Consider the following 22,439-nt stretch of genomic DNA (forward strand, 5'->3'; position numbering starts at 1 on the left):
ATCCCCCTCTTGTCAGGCTTCCAGTGCCGCCAGGACCACGGACCTGGCCTCCTCCTGGACCTGGTGGAGGTGGTCGGGGCCGAGGAAGGACTCGCCGTAGATCTTGTAGACGTCCTCGGTGCCGGAGGGGCGCGCCGCGAACCAGGCGTTGGTGGTGGCGACCTTGATGCCGCCGAGGGCGGCGCCGTTGCCGGGGGCCTCGGTGAGGACCGTGGTGACCGGCTCGCCGGCGAGGGTGTCGGCGGTGACCTGGCGCGGGGAGAGCTTGGCGAGCAGGGCCTTCTCCTCGCGGGTGGCCGGGGCGTCGACGCGGGCGTAGGCGGGGGCGCCGAAGCGGTCGGTGAGCCGGGCGTAGTGCTGCGAGGGGGTCTCGCCGGTGACGGCCGTGATCTCGGAGGCGAGCAGGGCCAGGATGATGCCGTCCTTGTCGGTGGTCCACACCGAGCCGTCGCGGCGCAGGAAGGACGCGCCCGCCGACTCCTCGCCGCCGAAGCCGAGCGTGCCGTCGGACAGGCCGTTCACGAACCACTTGAAGCCGACGGGGACCTCGACCAGCGGGCGGCCGACGTCCGCCGCGACCCGGTCGATCATGCTGGACGACACCAGGGTCTTGCCGACGCCGGCCCCGGCGGGCCACTGCTGGCGGTGGGAGAACAGGTACGAGATCGCCACGGCGAGATAGTGGTTGGGGTTCATCAGGCCCGCGTCCGGGGTGACGATGCCGTGCCGGTCGGCGTCGGCGTCGTTGCCGGTGGCGATGTCGAAGCGGTCGCGACGCTCGATGAGGGAGGCCATGGCGTACGGCGAGGAGCAGTCCATACGGATCCTGCCGTCCCAGTCGAGCGTCATGAAGCGCCAGGTGGGGTCGGTGAGCGGGTTCACCACCGTGAGGTCGAGGCCGTGCTGCTCGGCGATACGGCCCCAGTAGGCGACCGAGGCGCCGCCCAGCGGATCGGCGCCGATGCGGACACCGGCGGACCGGATCGCCTCCAGGTCCAGGACGTTCGGCAGGTCGGCCACGTAGGCGCCGAGGAAGTCGTGGCGGCCGGTGCCGGGGGCGGTCAGGGCACGGGCGTAGGGGATGCGCCGTACGTCCTTCATCCCGCCGGTGATGATCTCGTTGGCGCGGTCCTGGATCCAGGAGGTCGCCTCGGAGCCGGCGGGGCCGCCGCTCGGCGGGTTGTACTTGAAGCCGCCGTCGGCGGGCGGGTTGTGCGAGGGGGTGACCACGACTCCGTCGGCGAGGCCGGACGTACGGCCACGGTTGTGGGCGAGGATGGCGTGCGAGACCGCCGGGGTGGGCGTGTAGCCGTCGGCCTGGTCGATGAGGACGGTCACGTCGTTGGCGGCGAGGACCTCCAGCGCCGTGATCCGGGCGGGCTCCGACAGGGCGTGGGTGTCGGCGCCGAGGAAGAGGGGGCCGTCGGTGCCCTGGGCGGCGCGGTACTCGCAGATGGCCTGGCTGGTGGCCGCGATGTGGTCCTCGTTGAACGCCGTCGCCAGGGAGGAGCCGCGGTGTCCCGAGGTACCGAACGCCACCCGCTGCCCCGGTTCGGCCGGGTCGGGGTGCAGCGCGTAGTACGCCGTGACCAGGCGGGCCACATCGACGAGATCATCGGGCCCGGCGACCTGCCCCGCTCGCGCGTTCTGCATTGCCCGTCCTCCGCAAGGATCGACCGTTTGAGTACGGCTCACATTCTCCCCTCCTCCTCCCGCCGGAACGCACGCCGGGGCGGGGAGAGGGAGGACTTGTCCGGGGCGCGGAGCGGGGGCGAAGGCTTCTTGGGTCGCGGGGCGGGGAGAGGGAGGGCTTCTCTGGGGCGCGGAGCGGGGGGCGAGGGCTTCTCTGGGGGCACGGGGCGAGGGCACGCCGGATGCGGGGCGGCGGGAGGGCGGGGTGCGGAGGGACGCGGGGCGGGGGTCGCCCGCTGGGGCGGACCCTAAGGCGGGGCGCGGGGCGAGGCAGGGTGCGCGGGGCGGGAGCGCGCGGAGGGACGCGGGGCGGGGGTCGCGCGCCGGGGCGGACCCTAAGGCGAGACGCGGGACAGGCCTGGGCGTGGGACGCGAGGCGAGACGCGGGGCAGGCCTGGGGGCTGGGAGTAGGGCGGGACGTGGGGCAGGCCTGGGGGCGTGCCGGAGGCGGGACGTGGGGCGGGCCCCCAGGCGAGACACGGGGCAAGACTGGGCGTGGGACGCGAGGCGGGGCTCGCGGCAGGACTGGGCGCGGAGCGGGACGCCGGGCGCACCCAAGGCGCGACCCAAGGCGCGACGCCGGGCGGACCCCAAGGCGAGGCGGGGCTCGCGGCAGGACTGGGCGCGGGGCGGGACGCCGGGCGGGCCCAACGCGCGACGCCGGGCGGGCCCAAGGCGCGACGCCGGGTGGGCCCCACGGCGGGACGCGGGCCGACCACCCCAAGGCGGGGCGCGGGGAGTGCGGGACGGGCTCGGTCGGGGTGGTGGTGCGGAGTTGGAGGCGGGCCGGCGTAGCCGGTCGCCTTTGGGGGCGCGGGGAACTGCGCGATCAGCCACGCACGACCCGCACTCGCCGAACTCCCCGCGTCCCCGAACTCTCCGCGCCCCCGAACTCCCCGCGTCCCCGAACTCTCCGCGCCCCCGAGCTCTCATGCGGTCAGTCCAGTGGCGTCCCGTGGCGCGGACCCATGAAGCCGCGTCACCCCACCCCACCGCGCCGGAAGCCGAGTCCGCCGCCGAAGCGGCGGCGGCGCGGCTCCGGTCCGCATGCCGTCCACGTGACGAGCACCGTGATCAGGACGCCCGCCCACAGCGCGTGGGCGTCCGCCCAGCGCAGGTCGCCCGGCGGTACGAACAGGGCGAAGCGGTGCGGGAGGAGCACACCGGCCCCGATCGGCAGCGCGAGCACGGCGCCCGCCACGGCCGGTCCCGGCGCCCGCGTCCCGCTGAACCGCACCACCGCCCCGGCGAGCGCGAGCGCCAGCCCGGACAGCGCGCCGGCCTCGACCGTCACCGCGCCCGAGGGCAGCGCGGACCAGTGCACGCCGCCCGGATCGCCAGCCAGACCATCAGGACGCCCCGCGCGTCGCAGTGCGCTCCGCCGTACCGTTCGTGCCCGACCACCAGTCCCCGGGCGACGCTCGCGGCGAACTCCAGTTCCCGCTCGCCGCCCCACGCGGTGCTCGACGTCACCTCGCCGGGCACGGCGGGCGAGAGCTCCGACATGCCTGACGGCCCGTCGAGCGCGGCGACCTTCTGCCGTACGGTCAGGGCCCGCGTCGCCTCCGGTCCGCCGGCCAGTGACCGGGCCTTGTCCGTCACCCGGGCCCATTCGTCGACCCAGGGGGTGAACTCGGGGAAGGCGCAGTACGTCGTCGCCCCGCGCCGCTCGCAGTCCTGCACCGCCGCCGGGTCCCGGGTCGCCACCTCCCGTGCCTCGCGCACCGTGTCCGACGGCGCCATGCCCTGGAACGCGACAGCGGCCACGACCCCGCCGAGCGAAGCCACGGCGGTGACCCGCAGGCCCGCGTCCGGCCACCGCTCACCAGGGCCGCCCCGCCGCCGCCAGCCCCGAGAGCGCCAGCAGGTACAGCGCGTGCCATCCGGCGGGCCGCCCCAGCAGGTCGGACGGCAGTGGCCGCCCGCCCCCCGTCACCTCGCAGCGCGTCCACCAGGCGCCGCGACCCGATCCGCCACAGCCAGCCCGCCACGTCACCTTCGCGGCGGTAGCGGGCGGCTCCCCGCCACACGTCGAGGAACGTCTCCTGTACGACGTCGTCGACGAGCACCGGATCGGCGCACCGCCCGCGCAGCCGCAGCACGAGCCACGGCGCGTACTGGCGGTACAGCTCCTCGAAGGCGCGACGGTCCCCGTCCGCGACGGCCCGTAACAGCTCGGCGTCGCCCGGACTCCCCCGGTTCGTTTCGCTCACACCCCCTCATCGGACGAGAGGCCCCCAGCGGTTCACGCGGGCGGCTCCCTCGTCCGCGCGAGCACCTGCGTGTCGCGACAGCGCCGGGTCTGTCAGGCCACCCGGACCCGAAGGCCGTAGAACCGTGTCGTCTGGACCGCGTTCTGGTTGTCGTCGCTGACCAGCAGGACGTTCAGCCGGCCCCCGTGCCGCTGCTGCCCGGTGATGACCATCCCCTCGATGTTGTCGAGCAGCGGGTTCGGCTGCGGCTGCTTGGCGGTGGCGCCGAGGGTCGGGCAGTTCACGAGGTCGGCGAGGAGCGTCTTGCGGACGAGTCGTACGCCGTCGCCGTCCTGCCCGGTGAGGACGTCGACACCGGACGTGTCCGTGGCGCGGCGCGTGTCGGCGACGTACAGCCGCACGGTGTTGCCGACGCCTGCGGTGAACCCGCGCTCCAGCACGAGCAGCCGCCCGCCCGGCAGGCCCGCCACCTCGACGACGCCGAGCCCGGTGTCGGCGCGGTAGCCGTACTGGGTGGAGAGCCGGAAGTCCTTGCCGCCGCCCTGCCGCCGCCAGGTCTGGAAGCGGACGACCCCGGCGCTGTCACCGGAGAGCGCGCCCTCCATCGAGGCGAGCAGGGTGCGCCCGCCGGGCAGGAGGGTGAGCCCCTCGAAGGTCTGGTTGGTGGCGGCCCGCCCGGCCGGGGCGACCTTCAGCGCGTCCGGCACGGGAAGGCTGCCGAGGATCCGGCCCTCCCGGTCGTACCGGCGTATGGACGGCTCCGTCTCGGAGGTGATGAGGCGGGTGCCGTCCCGGTCGACGACCAGGCCTTCCGAGTCGAGCGCGGCGCCGGTCTCCGTGGCGAGCGGGACGACGCCCCTCGGCTGGAGGGTGCGGGGGTCGAGGGAGAAGAGGGAGGACCGGTCGGAGACGGCGAGGAGCGAGCCGTCGCGGTCGACGGCGAGGCCGGAGAAGTTGCCGACGAAGGTGTTCTCGTACGTCGTCTTGTCGAGGGCGTCGGAGTACGCCTCGATCGACACGGACGACGAACAGGCGTCGTTCCGCGCGGAGTCGGCGTGCACCGGCCCGGCGGCGGCGAGGGTGGTGGTGGCCGCCGCCAGGCCGGCGGTGAGGGTGGCGAGGAGCGTTCTCAGAGGCATGGCGTCACGGTAGGACGATGCCGGTGATACGGAGATGGCCTCGCCGTGAACGTCCGGATATCAGCCGCCCGTGGTGCCGGCCGCCTCCGGCACCGGCACGGTCGCTTCCTGCGGCTGGTCGGTGGGCACGTACCGCTGCGTGCTCGCGGACGTCGTGACGGGCACAAGGTCCTTGTGGATGGCCTTGGCGACGCCCTGGATGGTGTTCACGCCGTACTTCATGTCGGGGTTGCCGTGGGTCAGGACGGTGATCGTGTAGTCCCGGCCGCCCCCCTTGAACGTGCCGACGCTGTGCACCCGCCAGCCGTGCGTGGCGCGGGACAGCCACCCGTTCTTGACGTGCACCTTCACGCTGGAGGGCGCCCCGGCCGGGGTGCCCCAGCGCTGCGAGGAGACGACCTGGTTCATCAGCTTGAGGATGTACGCGCGGGAGTTGTCGCTCAGAACGCTGTTCTTCGCGGTGAGCAGCGCGAGCAGTCGCTGCTCGTCCCGGACGGTGATCTGGGTCAGACCCCAGTAGTTGTTCGCGCCCGGCTTGGTCTGGGTCATCTTCGCGGCGGCGAGGAATCCCTTGATCTTCGTCATGCCGAGCTGCTTCCACAGCGTGCTGGTGGAGGCGTTGTCCGACTTGGTGATCATGGCGGTGGCGAGCTTGGTCTCGCGATCGGTGAGATACCGCCCCGTCTTCTTCGCGTCCCACAGCAGCGCCGCGAGCACGGTCACCTTCACGACGCTGGCCGAGTCGTAGGCCGTGTCGCCGCGCAGCGTGCAGGTGGTGTTGGTGACCCGGTCGTACAGCCCGACCGCCACCGTCCCCTTCCGCTTCGCCAGCGCCGCCGTGATGTCCTTCTTCAGCTTCTCGGCGAGCCCGGCCTTCCCCGACGTACAACTGACCGTCGGCCCCGCCGCACCCGCCGCCGGCGCGAACACGCCGGCGGCCGCCGAGACGGCCATCCCCGCCCCGACCCCCGCGGCGAGCACACGTGTCCGTCTGGAGGTCCGCGACACCCGGCCTACCCCCGATATCCGGTGAGTCATGTCAACGCTTCCAATCCCCTTGAGCGACAAGAACCCGCCACAGGCGTGTTCACCTCATTTGACTCGCGAGTATGACCGAAAGTTGTACACGCGTTCGCAGAACGGGATTTCGTTGGGATGTAGGAGCTGCGGAAGCGGTAGGAGCTGCGGGAGCGGTGGGAGCCGCAGGAGCTGTGGGAGGTCGATGGTGGGGCGGCAGGACTGCGCGGACGCTCTGGACGAGGAGTGCATGAGACGGCTGTTGCCGGACTCCGCAGTGGAGGCGCTGGGCGGGTGGCTGGCCGGGCCAGGGGCCGCCTATGCCGTGGGGGGCGTCGGAACGCACGCGGTGGACTACGTCCCTGCGTACTGGTCGGGCGTCGAACCGTGGCCGGACCGACTCCTCGACCGTGCGCGGACGGAGGCCTCACCGGTGAGCCGCGACGATGTGACCGCCGCCACGCGAGAGGCCGTGGAGCGCGGGGAGTGGGCCGAGGCGCTGGTGGCCTCGTACGTGTGGGGCCAGGGCAGGACCGGTTACGGCCCCCACCGACTGAAGGAGATCCTGGCCGAGTCGGCGGTCAAGGCCACGCTGGCCACGGCGGGCGCGGGTCTGCGCGAGGAGGGCCCGGTCGCCGCGTACCGCTCGCTGCGCGGAGCCGTGAAGGGGCTGGGCCCCGCGTTCTTCACCAAGTTCCTGTACTTCCTCGACCGGGCCACGGACGGCCCGACCGCGCCCGGCCCCCGCGCCCTGATCCTGGACCAGCGCGTCGCCCGCGTCCTGCGCGCGTATGCCACGCGGGTCGGCTCGGAGATGGGCATGGCGTCGGCGGCGGACATCGCGGCCTGGATCTGGTCCGACAACGGCTGGACCTCGCATCGCTACGACGTGTACCTCCGCTGGATGACCGCCACCGCCGGCCAACTCGCCAGGTCCGGCATCAACTGGCCCGAGCCAGGCGGCCCCGACCTGCTGGAACTGGCCCTCTTCAACGGGGTCTGGCAGCCCGCCTCGGTGTGAGTCGTCGAGGTGGAGTCGTCCGGGTGGAGTCGTCCGGGCGAGCCGCCCAATCAGACGCCCGCGTAAACCGTCGCGTCAGGCGTCCGAAGCGGGCGCACGGGGTGTGGCCGTATCCGCCGCCGGCGTGCGGTCGCCTCCCCAACAGGCCGCGTGGCACAGCGCGTTCCCCGGGTTCCCCCGGCACGGACCGGGCGCACGCATTAGCGTCGGCACCCATGACCACCACACTGCAGACGATCCACGACGTGCCCGTCCTGATGTGCTCCCCCGAGGGCCTGACGATCGCCCGGGAGAGCGACGCCCTGGATCTCATCGGCGACGCCGGGTACCAGGGCGCCTCATGGGTCGTCATCCCCGCCGAACGCTTCGACGAGGCGTTCTTCGAACTGCGCACCCGCGTCGCCGGCGACATCATCCAGAAGTTCGTCCAGTACCGCGTCGGCCTCGCCGTCGTCGGCGACATCTCCCGTCACACGACCGCCAGTTCGTCCCTGCGCGACTTCGTCCGCGAGTGCAACCGCAACCGCCAGACGTGGTTCCTGGCCGACATCGACGAGCTGCGGGACCGCCTGGAGAACTCGTGACGACAGGGGTTCAGGCGGGGAGGAAGCCCGGCCACCACGGCGGGACATTGCCCGGGCATACGGGGGCCGGGTAGGAGTCCGGCATGCCGAGCCAGGTCACGAGGAACCAGGTGAACCACAGGGTGAAGGCGAGCCCCGCGACCAGCGCCGCCCCTCGGTGACGTCGTCCGAGGGTGCCGTGCAGGACGAGCCACGGCACCCCGGCGGCGAGCCAGATGAGAGGGGCGAGGAAGAGCAAGGTCATGCTGTTGGCCGCGGCGCCGCCGATGTCACAGGCGGCCCACGCCCTCCCGATCCCGGCGACGGAGACCACCGCGGTCAGCGCCCCGAAGAGGACGCCGGAGATCATGCCTCTGAACCAGGGGCTCGTAGGACTCGACGCCCCCGCGTCCACTACAGCTGTCCCTTCCACTCCCACTCCCTCACCCGCTCACCGCTCACCCGCCTTTACGCATGAGCAGACGCCCCTGCCGGAACCGCTCCCCCTCACCCGGCTCGCGCAGCATACGGCCGACCTCGACGAATCCGGCCTCGCCCGCCACCCGCGCGAGTTCGTCGACGGGCCAGCGGAACGCCGGCGTCACCTTGTGGTCGAACTCCGTGACCGGCTCGCCCTCCGACTCGAAGAAGCCGAGCAGGAGGTGACCGCCGGGCGCGAGCACCCGCTGGAACTCGGCGAAGTACGCGGGTACTTCACGCGGTGGAGTGTGGATGAGCGAGTACCAGGACACGATGCCGCCCAACTCGCCGTCCGGCAGGTCCAGCGCGTCCATGGAGCCGACCTCGAAGCGCAGGTCCGGGTAGGTCTCGCGGGCGAGGCCGATCATCACCGGGGACAGGTCGACGCCGTACACATCCAGCCCGAGGTCCCGCAGATGGGCGGTCGTCTGCCCGGGGCCACAGCCCAGTTCGGCGACGGGCCCGGCACCGGGAGTCGTCCCCGCGAGTTCGGCGAACGCGGCGAGCACCGCGCGATCGAGCGGCTGCCCGTCGAGCGCGTCGCGGGCGAGTTCGGCGTAGAGGACGGCCACGGAGTCGTAGGCGTCGGAGGTCACAGTGAGGTGCGATGCGGCTTCGGTCACGAGCGAGGACACTAACGATCCTGTCTTCCGGCTGCCCGCAGCACGCCCGAATCCCCACGTCAATGGGGGTCTCCCCTTGAATGGAAGCAGGCAGAGGGGAGTGGGAGCACAGCGGTTGCCCTGTTAGCGATAACGTCACCGAATCGCCTTCCCGCCGTAACACATGGACTGACCCGTCCATGCCAATCTCTCGCTTACCCACACAGTCAACCCGCGTAGATCGAGACTCCCCGGCACCAACTCCTCGCTCGACGCGGCCCTTGGGAAGGGACACCCCTCATGCCTGCTGCGCGGATACGCAGTTGGAAGTCGGTCGCGCTCGCGACGTCGGCCGTGCTCGTCGGTATCGTCCTCCCGGCGGCCACCGCCACCCCCGCCTCGGCGACCACGACCGCGTACGACGACACGTATTACGCGAACGCGATCGGCAAGACCGGCACGGCCCTGAAGTCCTCCCTGCACTCGATCATCGACGGTCACACGACCATCTCGTACTCGGCGGTCTGGAACGCGCTGAAGGTCACCGACCAGGACCCCAACAACAGCAGCAACGTGAAGCTGTTGTACAGCGGCATCTCCCGCAGCAAGTCCCTCAACGGCGGCAACTCCGGCAACTGGAACCGTGAGCACGTGTGGGCCCAGTCCCACGGCGACTTCGGCACCTCCGCCGGCCCCGGCACCGACCTGCACCACCTGCGCCCCGAGGACGTGGCGGTCAACGCCCGTCGCGGCAACCTCGACTTCGACAACGGCGGCAGCAGCTTCACCAACAGCGGCGGCAGCCTCGTCGACTCGAACTCCTTCGAGCCCCGCGACGCGGTCAAGGGCGATGTGGCCCGCATGATCCTCTACATGGCCGTCCGCTACGAGGGCGACGACGGCTGGCCCAACCTGGAGCCCAACGACCTCGTCACCAACGGCGGCACCCGTTTCCACGGCCGCCTCTCCGTACTGAAGGCCTGGAACGACGAGGACCCGCCGGACTCCTTCGAGGAGCGCCGCAACGACCTCATCTACAACAACTACCAGGGCAACCGGAACCCGTTCATCGACCACCCGGAGTGGGTCGAGGCGATCTGGTAGACGCGCACGGCGTGCCTGGCAAGCACGGCGAACCCCGGCCCCTCCTGGGGCCGGGGTTCGCCGTTCCGCACAGGTGCCTCTTTACCCGCACCTGTGTGAATCCACAGGCTGCCGTCTTCCTGATGGTCGCGGGCGCGGCCCTCGCCCTGCGGGCCGTACCCAACGGCAGGTTGCTGCCGCTGCTCGGCTCGGCCGCCTGCTTCGGCCTCGCCTTCAACACCAAGATGCTGCAGGGCTACATCGCCCTGCCCGCCGTCTTCGCCGTCTACCTCTACGCGGCCGACACCGGCCTGGTGAAGCGGATCGTGAACCTGGCGTTCGCGGCGGTGGCGTTGGCCGTCTTCAGCTGGACGCAGACCCGTACCGCTGACCACGAGAGCCCCTGGACGCACGACGTACTCGCGTCAGAGGCTCTCCGTCAGTTACTCACCCAGTCGGTCACTCAGTTACTCACCCATGACATTCGGACGTACAACCGGTGAACCCTCATTCGAGTCGGACTACATGGACGCGGCGCTTCCGCCCCGCCGGACCCCACCGACCCGAAAGGCACGTGCATGTCACGAGCACGAGCAGGAGCACGACGCAGCACCCGTACGGCACGAGTGAGCGCACCCCTGGCCGCAGTGGTGCTGCTGGCCGGAGGCCTGACCGCCCTGTCGCTCGGCCCGGCCTCGGCGGCCCCCGCCTCCGTGGGCGCGGCGGACGACTTCAACGGCGACGGGTACGCGGACCTCGTCATCGGCGCCCCGAACGCCACGGTGTCGGGGAAGGCCAAGGCGGGCTATGTGGCCGTCATGTACGGCTCCAAGAGCGGGGTCTCGACGGCGAAGAAGAAGCTGGTCAGCCGTTCGACGAGCGGCGTGCCCGGCTCCGCCACCGCGAACCAGCGCTTCGGCTCGACGTTCGCCAAGGGCGACCTGGACCGGGACGGCTACGGCGACCTGGTGATCGCGGGCGGTACGGCGGGCTCCGTGATCGTCTGGGGGTCGGCCTCCGGGCTGACCGGCGGTACGAACATCGCCGGGCTCGGGGCGGCCCCGCAGGCGGGCGACTTCGACGGCGACGGCAAGACCGACCTGGCGCTCTTCTCCGCCCAGTCGGTCGGCGGCGACGAGCCCGAGGGTGCCCCGGCGGCGCTGTGGAAGGGCCCGATCTCGCGCACGGGCAAGCCCACCGCCGTCCTGAACCTCCTCGACAAGTCCCTGTGGTGGGGCTGGGAAGAGGACGACGCGTCCTGCGCGACCGGCGGCGGCTGCGAGAACGGCCCGTCCTCCATCACGGGCCCGGTCGTCTCCGGCCAGGTCGGGGACGTCAACGGCGACGGCCGGGACGACCTCGTGCAGTGGCACTACACGGGCGACGGCACCTGGGGCAACCGCCTTCTCCTGGGCGGGAGTTCGGGCTTCACCCGGGGCTGGGTGCCCGGGGACGACGTGAGCCGCGACCCGGCGGGCACGGGCATCGGCGACGTGAACGGCGACGGCTACGACGACGTGGTCGTGGGCGCGGAGGGCTGGTCCGACCAGGTCCGCGTGGCGTACGGCTCCCCCACCGGCCCGTCCGAGGCGAACGTACAGACCTTCGACCAGAACCTCCCCGGCTTCCCGGGTGTGCAGGAGGACGGCGACCTGCTCGGCTCGGCGGTCTCGGTCGCCGACGTCACCGGCGACGGCTACGCGGACCTGGCCCTCGGCATCGCGTACGAGGACATCGACGGCATCGTGAACGCCGGCTCGGTCGCCCTGGTCCCCGGCAGCGCCTCCGGCGTCACGGGCGCCGGCACGAAGGTCTTCCACCAGAACACCGCCGGGGTCCCCGGAGTCGCCGAGGCGGACGACAAGTTCGGCGCCACCACGGCCCTCCTGGACCTCAACGGCAACGGCCACCCCGACCTCGCCGCCGGCTCCCCCACCGAGAACAGCGACAACGGGGCCGTCTGGATCCTCCCCGGCACGACCACGGGCCTGACCACGAAGTCGTCCCTGGCCTTCGGCCCCGGGGACGTGGCGGCTCCGGTTACGGACGCGATGTTCGGAGCGGCGCTGCGCTGAGACCGGTTGCGGCGCGCGTGCCCGGCGGTGCCGGGTACGCGCGCCGCACCACGTCGGCGAGCGGCCCGTCAGGCCGTGTGCCGCAGGATCTCCTCGGCCAGGCGGGCGTCCATCGCCCTGGGCAGGGTGTGCCCCAGACCCTCGACCATGACCAGCCTGGCGCCCGGAATGGCGGCGGCTGTGGCCTCCGCGTGCGCCGGCGCAAACATCGGGTCCTCGGTGCCGTGCAGGACGAGCGTCGGCGCGGTGACGGAGGCCAGGTCCGCCGTGCCGTCCCCGCCGGCCGCCCCGGCGAGCGTGTGGTTGAACCCTGCGGCCAGATCACGCGCCCGCTCGAACACCCGCCGCTCCATGGCCCGGTACTCCTCCTCGTCGAACGGCAGCACCGAGCCGTGCAGCACCCGCCACAGCGGAAGCCGGAGGGTGAGGTGGCCCTCCAGACCCGCCTCCGGATCGGGAAGGGTGGTGGCGAGCGCGGCAAGCAACTCGGTGCTGGGCGGCGGCAGTTCACCGGGCGCCGGGGGCTCCCCCGCCATGGCCCGGCTCACCGCCGCCGCGGTGTCCGTACCCAGCGGCTGGGACGACAGGCTCGTCAGGGTCAGCACCCGCTCCGGATCGGTGACGGCGATCCGCTGCGTGATGATCCCGCCCAGCGACGCCCCCACGAGATGCGCCCGCGCCACCCCGAACGTGTCCAGCACGGCGAGCGCGTCCGAGGCCATGTCGGCGACGGTGTACGGCCGGACGGCGAAGTCGACGACGGAGGACCGCCCGGTGTCGCGATGGTCGTACCGGATGACCCGACGCCCACCCTCGACCAGCCGCCGAACGATCCCGTCGTTCCACTGCACGCCCTGCGCCTGCGCGCCCATCACCAACAGCACAACCGGGTGCTCGGAACTGCCGAACTCCTCGGCCCACAACTCGATGCCGTCCACGGGGACGACCCGCTCGCGGCCGACCAGGTCTTCGTTCATGACTCTATTTTCCTGCATGGTCATTCAAGATAATGAGTCGACGCGGATCACGCACGCCGTTTTACGAAGTGGACGCCTCACCACCCCACCCGGCACCCTGATGCCCATGGCCGGAGTCAAGGGACAGGTGCAGAAGCGGGGCGTGGAACGCCGCCGCGCGATGGTGGACGCGGCGATCGGCCTCTTCTCCCAGCAGGGCGTACGAGGCACCGGCGTGGCCGCGATCGCCGAACGGGCCGGCGTCACCCCTTCCGCCCTCATCCACCACTTCGGCAGCAAGGACGGCCTGGTCCGGGCGGTCCTGGAGGAGGCGGACCGCCGCGCCCTGGCCCGCCTGTCGGCCACCCCGACCTCCGAGCCCACCCTCACAGAGGCCTTCGGCTGGTTCGTACGGGACGCCGAGCACACGGCAGCCGCCGAACGCGAACTGACCGCCCTGCACACCACCTTGACGGCCGAGAACCTGGAACCGGGCACCACCCTCCACACCTGGTTCCGCGACCGGGGCCGGGCCCTCCGCGCCCACCTGACGGCCCTCTTCACCCGCGCGGCGACCGACGGTTCGGCCCGCCCGGACGTGGACCCGGCGGCACTGGCCACCGAAGTCGCCGCGTTCCTGGAAGGCGCCCACCTCCTCTGGCTCCTGGACCCCGACCAGGTGGACCTGCCCGCCGTACACCGCGGCTACTTCGAGGGCCTGGCCGCCCGCCTCCGCCCGTGACACGCACCTGAACCGCCGTCACAAGGAGTCGACGAAGCGCCGAAGACGGGCCCGGTGGTCATCGATCCAGTCCCCTTCCAGAGCGATCGGCACGCGAACGGTCACCATGGGGGAATTGGTCACGGTGGGGCCCCTGCTGCCGGATATCCACGGCGGGAGACAAAATGGACCTGATCAACCTGTCGGACGGCGGCAACAGCGTCCGCCTCCGCATTCTGGGTCGCCACAGACCCGGCATCCTCCCGGTCCATGACCTGATGGACGCGGAGATGATCGTGGGCAGCGAGTTCATCAACGGCAGTTTCCGCGTCCACTTCTTCCTCCGGGACCTGAAGGCATGGTCCTCGGCCCTGGATTCCCTCGAAAACGGCCAGAACGCCGAATGGCTGGACACGGGAAACGGCCCCACGATCAGAATCGAATGCGCGGAAAGCGACCATCACGACACGACCGTCTTCATCGAGGACACCTCCGGCTCGTACGCGACAGCGATCCTTCCGATCGCCTTGAATCCCGGATGGATCCAGGAGCAGCGCACGCTCCTCGTGGAAGGAATGAAAACCTGGCCGATGGAAGTGGTGGAGACATCACCTGGGTGTTACGAGTGGAAGCGCTGAGACCTCGGCCCTGCCAGTCGTCGCGGACCAGGTACGGGATCTTGAGACCACGAGCAGCCCATGACAGGCTCATGCCGCATGATCGATGAATTCGCGAAAGACAACCTGCACGGGAGACTGCGGCGGGATCGCAAGGCGCTGCTCTGGAAACTCGACGGCTTGTCCGAATACGACGCCCGCCGGCCTTTGACAGCGACCGGGACCAACCTCCTCGGCCTGGTCAAACACGTGGCCAGCGTCGAGGCCAGGTATTTCGGCGAGGTCTTCGACCGCCCTTCCCCGGAACCGCTGCCCCGGTGGCAGGACTCCAACGGCAGCGATCTGTGGGCGACCGAGGACGAGACCCGCGATCAGATCATCGGGTTCTACCGGCGCACCTGGGAACACGCGGACGCGACGATCGACGAGCTTCCCCTCGACGCCCCCGGCCACGTCCCGTGGTGGCCGGAGCCTCATGCCGACACGAACCTGTTCGCCATCATGGTCCATGTCCTCGGCGAGTCCATCCGGCATACCGGGCACGCCGATATCCTGCGCGAGGGCCTCGACGGCCGGACCGGGTTGCGCGCCGAACACGAGAAGCAGATCGACGAGGAAGCCCGTGCGGCCTACTGCGCGAGGATCGAGCAGGCCGCCAGGTCGGCCGCTCCGATCAAGGCTTAGAAACACCGCAGTGGTGTACGTGCTGACCGGCGGCGGTGCCTGGCGGCATCTGCCGCCAGGCCGGTGTGGACGGCGGACACGACGGTGGCGTGGTCGGTGGTTCCGTCGAAGTTCCGTTGAAGCGCGGCGCCTTGTCGGCGGGGCCGGGGCCGTTGAGTGCGGTCAGCCCTGTTCGTGCGTCGGCGCGAACATCCTCAGTACCGCCGGGAGGACGACCACCGAGGGGCCGGGGGCGGCAAGGGACTTGGCCAGGTCCTCGGCGAGGGTCTCGGGGCTCGTCCGCATCCCCGGCACACCGAACGACTCCGCCAGCGCCACGAAATCCGGCCGCGCCAGCTCCGTGCCGGTCGTTTCCCCGAACGCGTCGGTCATGTACTCGCGCAGGATGCCGTAGCCGCCGTCGTCGACGATCAGCCAGGTGACGTTCAGGTCGTACTGCCGGGCAGTGGCCAGCTCCGCGATCGAGTACAGCGCGCCACCGTCACCGGAGACGGCGAGCACGGGCTGCGTCGGGTCGGCCGCCGCCGCACCGAGGGCCGCCGGGAAGGCGTAGCCGAGGCCGCCCGAACCCTGGGCGGAGTGCATGGTGTTGGGCCCCTTGGGATCGAACGCCGACCACGCCCAGTACGCCAGGATCGTCATGTCCCAGAAGGAGGGCGCGCGGGGCGGCAGGGCCCGCCGGATGGACGCCAACAGGTCCTGTTCCAGGGTGAGTTGCTGCGAGTCGATGCGCTGGCGGACGCGCTCCAGGACCCCCCGGACGCGTGCGGGCGCCGTCTCGTCCTCCCGAGGCCCCTCGATCGTCTCCAGCAGCGCCTGAAGGGCCAGGCGGGCGTCCGCGTGGATGCCCAGCGCCGGGTGGTTGGACTCCAGCTTGCCCAGGTCCGCCTCGATCTGGATCACCCGGCCACGGGGCCTGAACGTGTGGTAGTTGGAGGAGAGTTCGCCGAGTCCGGAGCCCACCACCAGCAGGACGTCCGCGTCCTCCAGGAAGTCGGTCGTGTGCCGGTCCTCCAGCCAGGACTGCAGCGACAGCGGGTGCGTCCACGGGAACGCGCCCTTCCCCCCGAACGTCGTCACGACCGGCGCCGACAGCCGCTCCGCCAACTGCCGCAGCTTGCCGGACGCGTCCGCCCGGACGGCCCCGCCGCCCGCGATGATCGCCGGGCGGGACGCGGACGACAGCAAGTGGGCGGCCACGGCGGTCAGTTCGGGGCGCGGCGGCAGCTCCTCGGGGAAGGCGTCGCCGCCCGTCACCACCGGGACGGACGTCTCGGCCAGCAGCACGTCCTGCGGGATCTCCACCCACACGGGGCCGTGCGGGGCCGACAGCGCCGACTTCCAGGCCGCCTCGATCGCGGACGGAATCTGGGACTGCGTACGGACGGTGTGGACCGACTTCACAACGCCCCGGAACGAGGCCGCCTGGTCCGGGAGTTCGTGCAGATAGCCGTGGCGGCCGCCGCCCAGGCCGGCCGTCGGGATCTGGCTGCTGACGGCGAGGACCGGGGCCGAGGCCGCCGCCGCCTCCTGCAGCGCGGCCAGCGACGTCAGCGCGCCGGGGCCGGTCGAGAGGAGCAGCGGGGCCGCCTCACCCGTGATGCGGCCGTACGCGTCCGCGGCGAACCCGGCGTTGTTCTCCACCCGGAGCCCTATGTACCGCAGATCCGACCGCCGAAGCGCGTCGAACATGCCGAGCGCGTGCTGGCCGGGGAGCCCGAAGACCGTCGTCGCGCCGAGCCCGGCCAGCGTCTCCACGACCAGGTCTCCGCCGTTGCGGCCGGGGGGAGGGTTCAGCGCGGCCTCCGTCTGGGCGGCCGTCGGGCGGAGTACCAGGTCGTGGTCGTGGGTCACTGCGCTGTCTTCTCCTTGTCGGGGATCACTTGCCCGCGTTCTCCGTACGGGTTGCGGCGATCTGGCGGGACATGATCGTGGTGAGTTCGTACGCCGTGTGCGAGGCGGCCACCGCGGTGATCTCGGCGTGATCGTACGCGGGCGCCACCTCGACGACGTCGGCCGATACCAGGTTGCAGGAGGCCAGGCCACGCAGGATCTCCAGGAGCTCCCGCGAGGTCATGCCGCCCGCCTCCGGCGTGCCCGTGCCCGGCGCGTGGGCGGGGTCGAGGCAGTCGATGTCGATGGAGATGTACAGGGGGCGGTCCCCGATCCGCTGACGCAGCTGGTCGGCGATCTCGTCCACGCCGCGCCGCATCACGTCCGCCGACGTGACGATCCCGAAGCCCATCTTCTCGTCGTCGGTGAGGTCCTGCTTGCCGTACAGCGGGCCGCGCGTGCCCACGTGGGAGAGGGCCGAGGTGTCCAGGATCCCCTCCTCGACCGCCCTCCTGAAAGGCGTCCCGTGGGTGTACTCGGCGCCGAAGTAGGTGTCCCAGGTGTCGAGGTGCGCGTCGAAGTGGAGGAGAGCGACCGGGCCGTGCTTCTTGGCGACCGAGCGCAGCAGCGGGAGCGCGATGGTGTGGTCGCCGCCGAGGGTCATCAGGCGGGCCCCGGTCCCGAGCAGCTCGTCCGCCGCCGCCTCGACCGTCTCCACCGCCTCGTTGATGTTGAACGGGTTGGCGGCGATGTCACCGGCGTCCGCGACCTGCGCGAGGGCGAACGGGGAGGCGTCCTGGGCCGGGTTGTAGGGGCGCAGCAGCCGGGACGCCTCGCGGATCGCGTTGCCGCCGAAGCGGGCGCCCGGCCGGTACGAGACACCCGAGTCGAACGGCACCCCCACGACCGCGACGTCCGCACGGCCGACCTCGTCGAGGCGGGGCAGCCGGGCGTAGGTCGCGGGGCCGGCGTACCTCGGGACGCGGGAGGAGTCGACGGGGCCGCGGGGCGTGGCGGCGGGGCCGTGGGGCGTCTCGTTGCCAGTCATGGGGTAATGCCTTCTTTCTTACGCTTCTTCGCGTATGTACAACTCTGCTGACGACTCTACTGGGGAGTCGGGACTCGTTCGGTCACGAGTTCGGGGGTCCGCCCGGCGAGACGCTCGTGCCAGGCGTCGAGTACGGCGGCGTCGGTCGCCGGGGTCGCCAGGGAGACGGCGACGTACGCGACGAGGGAGGAGAGCAGGCCGTAGTAGACGGGCTCATTGGCGAGGATGCCGTAGGACGCCATCAGGCCGATGACCGCCAGGCTGCCGACGAGCACCGAGGCGAGGGCGCCCTGCGCGGTGCCGCGCCTCCACAGCAGGCCGCCGAGGATCGGGACGAGGAGTCCGCCGACGAGCAGGTTGTAGGCGACGGTGAGCGCCTCGACGACGTTGTTGAGGGCGATGGCCGTACCGATCACGGCGAGGCCCATGATGAGGATGAAGGCGCGGTTGCCCCGCACTTCGTCGCGCTCACCGGAAGCGGTCCTCCCCCGCACCCGCGACCAGATGTCGTTGTTGGCGACGGTCGCGCAGGCGATGAGCGCGCCGGAGGAGGTCGACATCACGGCGGCCAGGGCGGCGGCGAGCACCAACCCCCGTACACCCATGGGGAGTTCCTCCTTCACGATGGTCGCGAAGGCGTCGTCGGCGTTGGCCAGGTTCGGGAACAGCACCTTCGCCGCCGTACCGATGACGGCGCCGGCGAGGGCGTACGCGAGGCAGTAGGTGCCCGCGACCGTGCCGCCCCACTTGGCCGTCCGGTCGCTGCGGGCGGTGAACACCCGCTGCCAGATGTCCTGCCCGATGAGCATGCCGAACGTATAGATCAGGACGTACGTGAAGATCGTCTCGCCGCCGATGCCCAGCGGATCGAAGTACGACGTCGGCAGCGCGTCCCTCATCTCGCCGAACCCGCCCGCCTTGACGACGGCGATCGGCAGGAGCAGGAGCAGCACCCCGATGGTCTTCACCACGAACTGGACCATGTCCGTCAAGGTGATCGACCACATGCCGCCGAGCGTCGAGTACGCGACGACGATCGAACCGCCGAGGACGATCGCGAGCGTGCGGTTCATGTCGAACAGGACGTCGAAGATCGTGGCGTAGGCGATGGTCGAGGTCACCGCGAGCATGAGGGTGTACGCCCACATGACGACGCCGGAGATGACGCCCGCGCGGCCGCCGTAGCGCAGGTCGAGCATCTCGGAGACCGTGTAGACCTTCAGCCGGGCGATACGGGCCGAGAAGAAGACGGAGAGGGCGAGCAGGCCGAGCCCGATGGTGAACACCATCCACGCGCCGGACAGCCCGTACTGGTACCCCAGCCCGACCCCGCCGATGGTGGAGGCGCCGCCGAGGACGATGGCCGCCATGGTGCCGGAGTACATCGTCGGGCCGAGGCGGCGCCCGGCGACCAGGAACTCGCTCTTGGACCTGGCGCGGCGCATGCCCCACCAGCCCATGGCCAGCATTCCGGCCAGATAGACGACGATCACGGTGTAGTCGACGGCCATGAGGGGCCCTCCTTCGCGCACACTCGGTGGCGGGTGACGGGAACTGACATTAGGTGGCCGGAAAGCGACTGCGAAGTGTACGTTTCATCCATTCAGGCCGCGCCGGATGAAGGAAACGCACACCATGCCGGACCCAGCCGTCTCCCCCGCCCCGGCCGTTCCTCCCACCCCGCCCGTGCCCCTCTCAGCCCTTCTCGCCCGGGAGGATCTGGGCCTGCGGCAGATCGCCGGGCCGGTGGACGCGGGGACGGTGATCCACTGGGCGCACACCTCGGAGATGTCGGACCCGTATCCGTACCTGCTCGGCGGCGAGCTGCTCCTGACGGCCGGCGTCCACATCCAGTGGGCGGCCGGCTCGGGCACGTACTTCGACGACTACGTCTCCCGCATCGTCGCGGCGGGCGGCGCGGCCCTCGGCTTCGGTGTCGCCCCCGTGCACGACACGGTCCCGAGGGCGCTGGTGGCCTCCTGCGACGCCTATGAGCTGCCGCTGATCGAGGTCCCGCCCCGCACGACGTTCTCGGGCGTGGCCCGCGCGGTGTGGCAACTGATGGCCCGCGCCCGCCACGCCGAACTCCGCCACGTGACGGAGGCCCAGCAGGGCCTGGCCGCCGCCGCGTCCCGCGCGGACCCGGTCCGCGCGGTCCTCCGCCAGCTGGCCCAGCGAATCTCAGGCCGCGCGGCGCTGTACGGCCCAGACGGCACGGAACTGGCGTCGGCGGGACGCGAGCCCGGTGAAGCGGTCCACCAAGGCCTGGCAGCCCTGACAACAGTGGTCCGCCCCCACCCCACCAGGGGCGAGGGGAACTGCGCGACCAGCCCGAACGAACCCGCGCCCGCCAACGCGCCACAACCCCTCACCCCCTCCCCGCGCACCTCAACCCCCACCTCCGCCACCGACACCATCGACGGCACCCACCTCACCGCCTACGCCCTCGGCTCACCACCCCGCTTCACCCTCGCCGTCGCCACCCCCCACCGCGACCCCGGCACCCACACCATCGCCTCCGTCGCCGCCGTCCTCCTCTCCCTCCTCACCGGTGAGCGACAGAGCGGCACCGGCGCGGCACACACCTCCGCACTGATACGGCTGCTGCTCGGCGCGGCGCGGGAGGACGTGGCTCCGCTCCTGGGCGACGCCGACCGCTGGCTGGTCGTGCACGCGCGGCCCACGGCCGACACCCAGGCGCCGGACGCCCTCTCCGCCGCCGCCCTCGGCGCGGCCCTCGGCTCCGCCCTGGTCGACGCCCACGACGACGTCGTACGCGTCCTCGTCCCCGCCGACCGGGAGGTCACCGAGCAGCCCGGCTGGACGTGCGGGGTGAGCGCCCCCACCGAGCCGCACGCGTGGCCGACCGCCGACGTGCAAGCCGCCCGCGCTCTGGCCCGGGCCAGAGCGACACGGACGGCCCTGGTCCGGCACGGGGCCCGTACGACACTGGCCCAGCTCGTGCCGGAGGCCGAGGCGACCGCCCACGCCCGCACCCTGCTGGCCCCGCTCACCACCGCCCCCGGCGCCGCGGCCCTCACCGAGACCCTGCGCACCTGGCTCTGCCTGCACGGCAGTTGGGACCGCACGGCCGTCGCCCTGTCCGTGCACCGCAACACGGTCCGCCAACGGATCAACCGCTGCGCGGCGTTGCTGGACGCGGACCTCGACGACCCCGACGTACGGATGGAGTTGTGGTTCGCGCTGCGGGAAGGCTGAGGTTTCCCGGTCCCCACCACCCCGAAGGATCCGCCCGTGCGCAGATACGTCCTCACCGGCACTCCCGGAGCAGGCAAGACGACCGTCCTGCGGGGCCTGGCCGCCCTCGGTCACACGGTGATCGAGGAGGCCGCCACCGATGTCATCGCCCGGGCGCAGGCACGCGGCGAGGAGGAGCCGTGGACACAGGCGTCGTTCGTCGACGAGATCGTCGAGCTGCAGAGACGCCGGCAGTTGGCGGCCCCGCCCACGAACCCCGTGCAGCTGTATGACCGTTCGCCGCTGTGCACGCTCGCGCTCGCCACCTACCAGGGGCGTGTGCCGTCTTCGGCGCTGACCGCCGAGGTCGAGCGGGTCACCACACAGAACGTCTACGAACGGCAGGTGTTCTTCGTCCGCAACCTGGGGTTCTGCGAGCCCACCGCCGCACGCCGCATCAGTTTCCAGCAGTCGCTGGAGTTCGAGCGGATCCACGAGGACACCTACCGCGCGTTCGGCTACGAACTCGTCGACGTCCCGGCCGGTGATCTCGCCCGGCGGATCGCCGCGATCGACGCGGTGGTCTCCGCGCGCGGAGCGGAGTGACGCAGGTCGCAGCGGAGTGACGCAGGTCGCAGCGGGCGGGACGCCCGCGACTCCCGCAGTTGTCTGCCTCACAATGGACGCATGCCGATACCCGGGACCCCCAGCCGCGCCGAGCTCGTCGAACACCTCGTACGGACGCGTATCGCGGGCGACGTCGCCACGCCGCGCGAGAACAACCTCTCCCACTACCGCGAACTGGCCAACGGCAACCGCCACTACTGGCTCGGCCTGGAGCTCGGGGACCGCTGGACCGACGAGCAGGACGTGCTGGCCGTGATGGCGGAGCGCGTCGGCGTGAACGACGACCCGGGGCACCGCTACGGCCAGGACACCATCGACCCGGACCTGACGGTCGACGCGCTGGAGCGCATGGCGGCCCGGCTGCGCAAGGCGGCGGAGGGCGGGCAGCGCGTCCTGTTCGCCACCGGCCACCCCGGCGGTCTGCTGCAGGTGCACCACGAGACGGCGCGGGCGCTGCGCGCGGCCGGCTGCGAGATCGTGGTCATCCCGGACGGTCTGCAGACGGAGGAGGGGTACGTGATGCAGTTCGCGGACGTGGCCGTCCTCGAACACGGCGCCACCCTCTGGCACACCCACTCCCCCGAGCCGATGCGTGCCATCCTCCGGGGACTTGAGGGCGCCGGCCGCCCGCTGCCCGACCTGGTCGTCGCCGACCACGGCTGGGCGGGCTGCGCGGGCCAGCTCGGCATCGACTCCGTGGGCTACGCGGACTGCAACGACCCGGCGCTCTTCCTCGGCGAGGCCGAGGGCACCCTCCAGGTCGCCGTCCCCCTCGACGACCACGTGGTCAGCCCGCGCTACTACGACCCGATGTCGGCGTACCTGCTGGAGCAGGCGGGGCTGAAGGAGAGCTAGGCCTGTCGTTCGGAT

At 71.7% G+C, this 22,439-nt stretch carries 22 protein-coding genes and 2 pseudogenes; 11 read left to right on the forward strand and 13 right to left on the reverse strand.

Annotated features, from left to right (window positions below; genetic code table 11):
• Window positions 1-12: 12 nt before the first annotated feature.
• The 6 genes and pseudogenes from pgm to ACWD26_RS31150 all read right to left on the reverse strand — a co-directional run bounded on the left by pgm (window position 13) and on the right by ACWD26_RS31150 (window position 5,998).
• On the reverse strand, window positions 13-1,653 hold the full coding sequence (pgm, locus tag ACWD26_RS31125) for a phosphoglucomutase (alpha-D-glucose-1,6-bisphosphate-dependent) (protein WP_451275288.1): 1,641 nt from the start codon (window positions 1,651-1,653) through the stop codon (window positions 13-15).
• Window positions 1,654-2,671: 1,018 nt separating this feature from the next.
• On the reverse strand, window positions 2,672-3,016 hold the full coding sequence (locus ACWD26_RS31130) for a hypothetical protein (protein ID WP_451275289.1): 345 nt from the start codon (window positions 3,014-3,016) through the stop codon (window positions 2,672-2,674).
• Window positions 2,983-3,480, reverse strand: a complete 498-nt coding sequence (locus ACWD26_RS31135) for a hypothetical protein (RefSeq protein WP_451275366.1) — start codon at window positions 3,478-3,480, stop codon at window positions 2,983-2,985. The genes ACWD26_RS31130 and ACWD26_RS31135 overlap by 34 nt, the downstream gene beginning before the upstream one ends.
• 134 nt (window positions 3,481-3,614) lie before the next feature.
• Window positions 3,615-3,905: pseudogene (locus ACWD26_RS31140) on the reverse strand (RNA polymerase sigma factor); the annotation flags it as partial.
• 92 nt (window positions 3,906-3,997) lie between these two features.
• Window positions 3,998-5,044, reverse strand: a complete 1,047-nt coding sequence (locus tag ACWD26_RS31145) for an esterase-like activity of phytase family protein (RefSeq protein WP_451275290.1) — start codon at window positions 5,042-5,044, stop codon at window positions 3,998-4,000.
• Window positions 5,045-5,104: 60 nt separating this feature from the next.
• Window positions 5,105-5,998, reverse strand: a complete 894-nt coding sequence (locus ACWD26_RS31150; protein WP_451275357.1) for a serine hydrolase — start codon at window positions 5,996-5,998, stop codon at window positions 5,105-5,107.
• A 313-nt stretch (window positions 5,999-6,311) separates the two neighbouring features.
• Between ACWD26_RS31150 and ACWD26_RS31155 the strand changes: the two genes are divergently transcribed.
• Window positions 6,312-7,082, forward strand: coding sequence for an 8-oxoguanine DNA glycosylase OGG fold protein (locus ACWD26_RS31155; protein ID WP_451275291.1), 771 nt, complete (start codon window positions 6,312-6,314; stop codon window positions 7,080-7,082).
• A 215-nt stretch (window positions 7,083-7,297) separates the two neighbouring features.
• Entirely contained in the window at window positions 7,298-7,666 is a 369-nt protein-coding gene (locus ACWD26_RS31160) for a DUF4180 domain-containing protein (protein ID WP_451275292.1), read from the forward strand.
• Between the two features lie 10 nt (window positions 7,667-7,676).
• Here ACWD26_RS31160 and ACWD26_RS31165 read toward each other — a convergent pair whose 3' ends face one another.
• Together ACWD26_RS31165 and ACWD26_RS31170 are read right to left on the reverse strand one after the other, a co-directional pair.
• Window positions 7,677-8,015, reverse strand: coding sequence for a hypothetical protein (locus tag ACWD26_RS31165; RefSeq protein ID WP_451275293.1), 339 nt, complete (start codon window positions 8,013-8,015; stop codon window positions 7,677-7,679).
• Between the two features lie 88 nt (window positions 8,016-8,103).
• Window positions 8,104-8,748, reverse strand: a complete 645-nt coding sequence (locus tag ACWD26_RS31170) for a class I SAM-dependent methyltransferase (protein ID WP_451275294.1) — start codon at window positions 8,746-8,748, stop codon at window positions 8,104-8,106.
• 279 nt (window positions 8,749-9,027) lie between these two features.
• Here ACWD26_RS31170 and ACWD26_RS31175 point away from each other — a divergent pair, with 279 nt between their 5' ends.
• The 3 genes and pseudogenes from ACWD26_RS31175 to ACWD26_RS31185 all read left to right on the forward strand — a co-directional run bounded on the left by ACWD26_RS31175 (window position 9,028) and on the right by ACWD26_RS31185 (window position 11,885).
• Complete coding sequence (locus tag ACWD26_RS31175) at window positions 9,028-9,831, forward strand: endonuclease I family protein (protein WP_451275295.1); 804 nt, start codon at window positions 9,028-9,030, stop codon at window positions 9,829-9,831.
• A gap of 98 nt (window positions 9,832-9,929) precedes the next feature.
• Window positions 9,930-10,181, forward strand: a pseudogene (locus ACWD26_RS31180) (glycosyltransferase family 39 protein); the annotation flags it as partial.
• 207 nt (window positions 10,182-10,388) lie between these two features.
• Complete coding sequence (locus ACWD26_RS31185; protein WP_451275296.1) at window positions 10,389-11,885, forward strand: hypothetical protein; 1,497 nt, start codon at window positions 10,389-10,391, stop codon at window positions 11,883-11,885.
• 68 nt (window positions 11,886-11,953) lie between these two features.
• Here ACWD26_RS31185 and ACWD26_RS31190 read toward each other — a convergent pair whose 3' ends face one another.
• Window positions 11,954-12,862, reverse strand: coding sequence for an alpha/beta fold hydrolase (locus ACWD26_RS31190; RefSeq protein WP_451275297.1), 909 nt, complete (start codon window positions 12,860-12,862; stop codon window positions 11,954-11,956).
• A gap of 106 nt (window positions 12,863-12,968) precedes the next feature.
• On the opposite strand from ACWD26_RS31190, the gene ACWD26_RS31195 reads away from it, so the two are divergent.
• Entirely contained in the window at window positions 12,969-13,583 is a 615-nt protein-coding gene (locus ACWD26_RS31195; RefSeq protein WP_451275298.1) for a TetR/AcrR family transcriptional regulator, read from the forward strand.
• A gap of 18 nt (window positions 13,584-13,601) precedes the next feature.
• On the opposite strand, the gene ACWD26_RS31200 is transcribed toward ACWD26_RS31195, so the two are convergent.
• Window positions 13,602-13,691: a DUF5959 family protein gene (locus ACWD26_RS31200; RefSeq protein ID WP_451275358.1), complete on the reverse strand. Its 90-nt coding sequence runs from the start codon at window positions 13,689-13,691 to the stop codon at window positions 13,602-13,604.
• 56 nt (window positions 13,692-13,747) lie between these two features.
• Between ACWD26_RS31200 and ACWD26_RS31205 the strand changes: the two genes are divergently transcribed.
• Together ACWD26_RS31205 and ACWD26_RS31210 are read left to right on the forward strand one after the other, a co-directional pair.
• A complete protein-coding gene (locus tag ACWD26_RS31205; RefSeq protein WP_451275299.1) occupies window positions 13,748-14,200 on the forward strand; it encodes a DUF5959 family protein in 453 nt (150 codons plus the stop codon).
• 78 nt (window positions 14,201-14,278) lie between these two features.
• Window positions 14,279-14,863 carry a DinB family protein gene (locus tag ACWD26_RS31210; protein ID WP_451275300.1) on the forward strand — a complete coding sequence of 195 codons (585 nt, stop codon included), beginning with the start codon at window positions 14,279-14,281 and terminating at the stop codon, window positions 14,861-14,863.
• 162 nt (window positions 14,864-15,025) lie between these two features.
• On the opposite strand, the gene ACWD26_RS31215 is transcribed toward ACWD26_RS31210, so the two are convergent.
• From ACWD26_RS31215 to ACWD26_RS31225, 3 genes are read right to left on the reverse strand one after another with little or no spacing between them, the layout of a single operon-like run.
• Window positions 15,026-16,717, reverse strand: coding sequence for a thiamine pyrophosphate-binding protein (locus ACWD26_RS31215; protein ID WP_451275301.1), 1,692 nt, complete (start codon window positions 16,715-16,717; stop codon window positions 15,026-15,028).
• Between the two features lie 25 nt (window positions 16,718-16,742).
• A complete protein-coding gene (gene speB / locus ACWD26_RS31220) occupies window positions 16,743-17,744 on the reverse strand; it encodes an agmatinase (RefSeq protein ID WP_451275302.1) in 1,002 nt (333 codons plus the stop codon).
• A 56-nt stretch (window positions 17,745-17,800) separates the two neighbouring features.
• Window positions 17,801-19,255: a sodium:solute symporter gene (locus ACWD26_RS31225; RefSeq protein WP_451275303.1), complete on the reverse strand. Its 1,455-nt coding sequence runs from the start codon at window positions 19,253-19,255 to the stop codon at window positions 17,801-17,803.
• Between the two features lie 106 nt (window positions 19,256-19,361).
• Here ACWD26_RS31225 and ACWD26_RS31230 point away from each other — a divergent pair, with 106 nt between their 5' ends.
• The 3 genes from ACWD26_RS31230 to ACWD26_RS31240 all read left to right on the forward strand — a co-directional run bounded on the left by ACWD26_RS31230 (window position 19,362) and on the right by ACWD26_RS31240 (window position 22,424).
• Window positions 19,362-20,963 (forward strand): helix-turn-helix domain-containing protein, encoded by a 1,602-nt coding sequence (locus ACWD26_RS31230; protein ID WP_451275304.1) that lies wholly within the window; start codon window positions 19,362-19,364, stop codon window positions 20,961-20,963.
• Window positions 20,964-20,999: 36 nt separating this feature from the next.
• Entirely contained in the window at window positions 21,000-21,548 is a 549-nt protein-coding gene (locus ACWD26_RS31235; RefSeq protein WP_451275305.1) for an ATP/GTP-binding protein, read from the forward strand.
• 81 nt (window positions 21,549-21,629) lie between these two features.
• Entirely contained in the window at window positions 21,630-22,424 is a 795-nt protein-coding gene (locus ACWD26_RS31240; RefSeq protein WP_451275306.1) for a phosphatase, read from the forward strand.
• Window positions 22,425-22,439 lie beyond the last annotated feature (15 nt).

Source organism: Streptomyces sp. NPDC002787 (genome assembly GCF_053592095.1).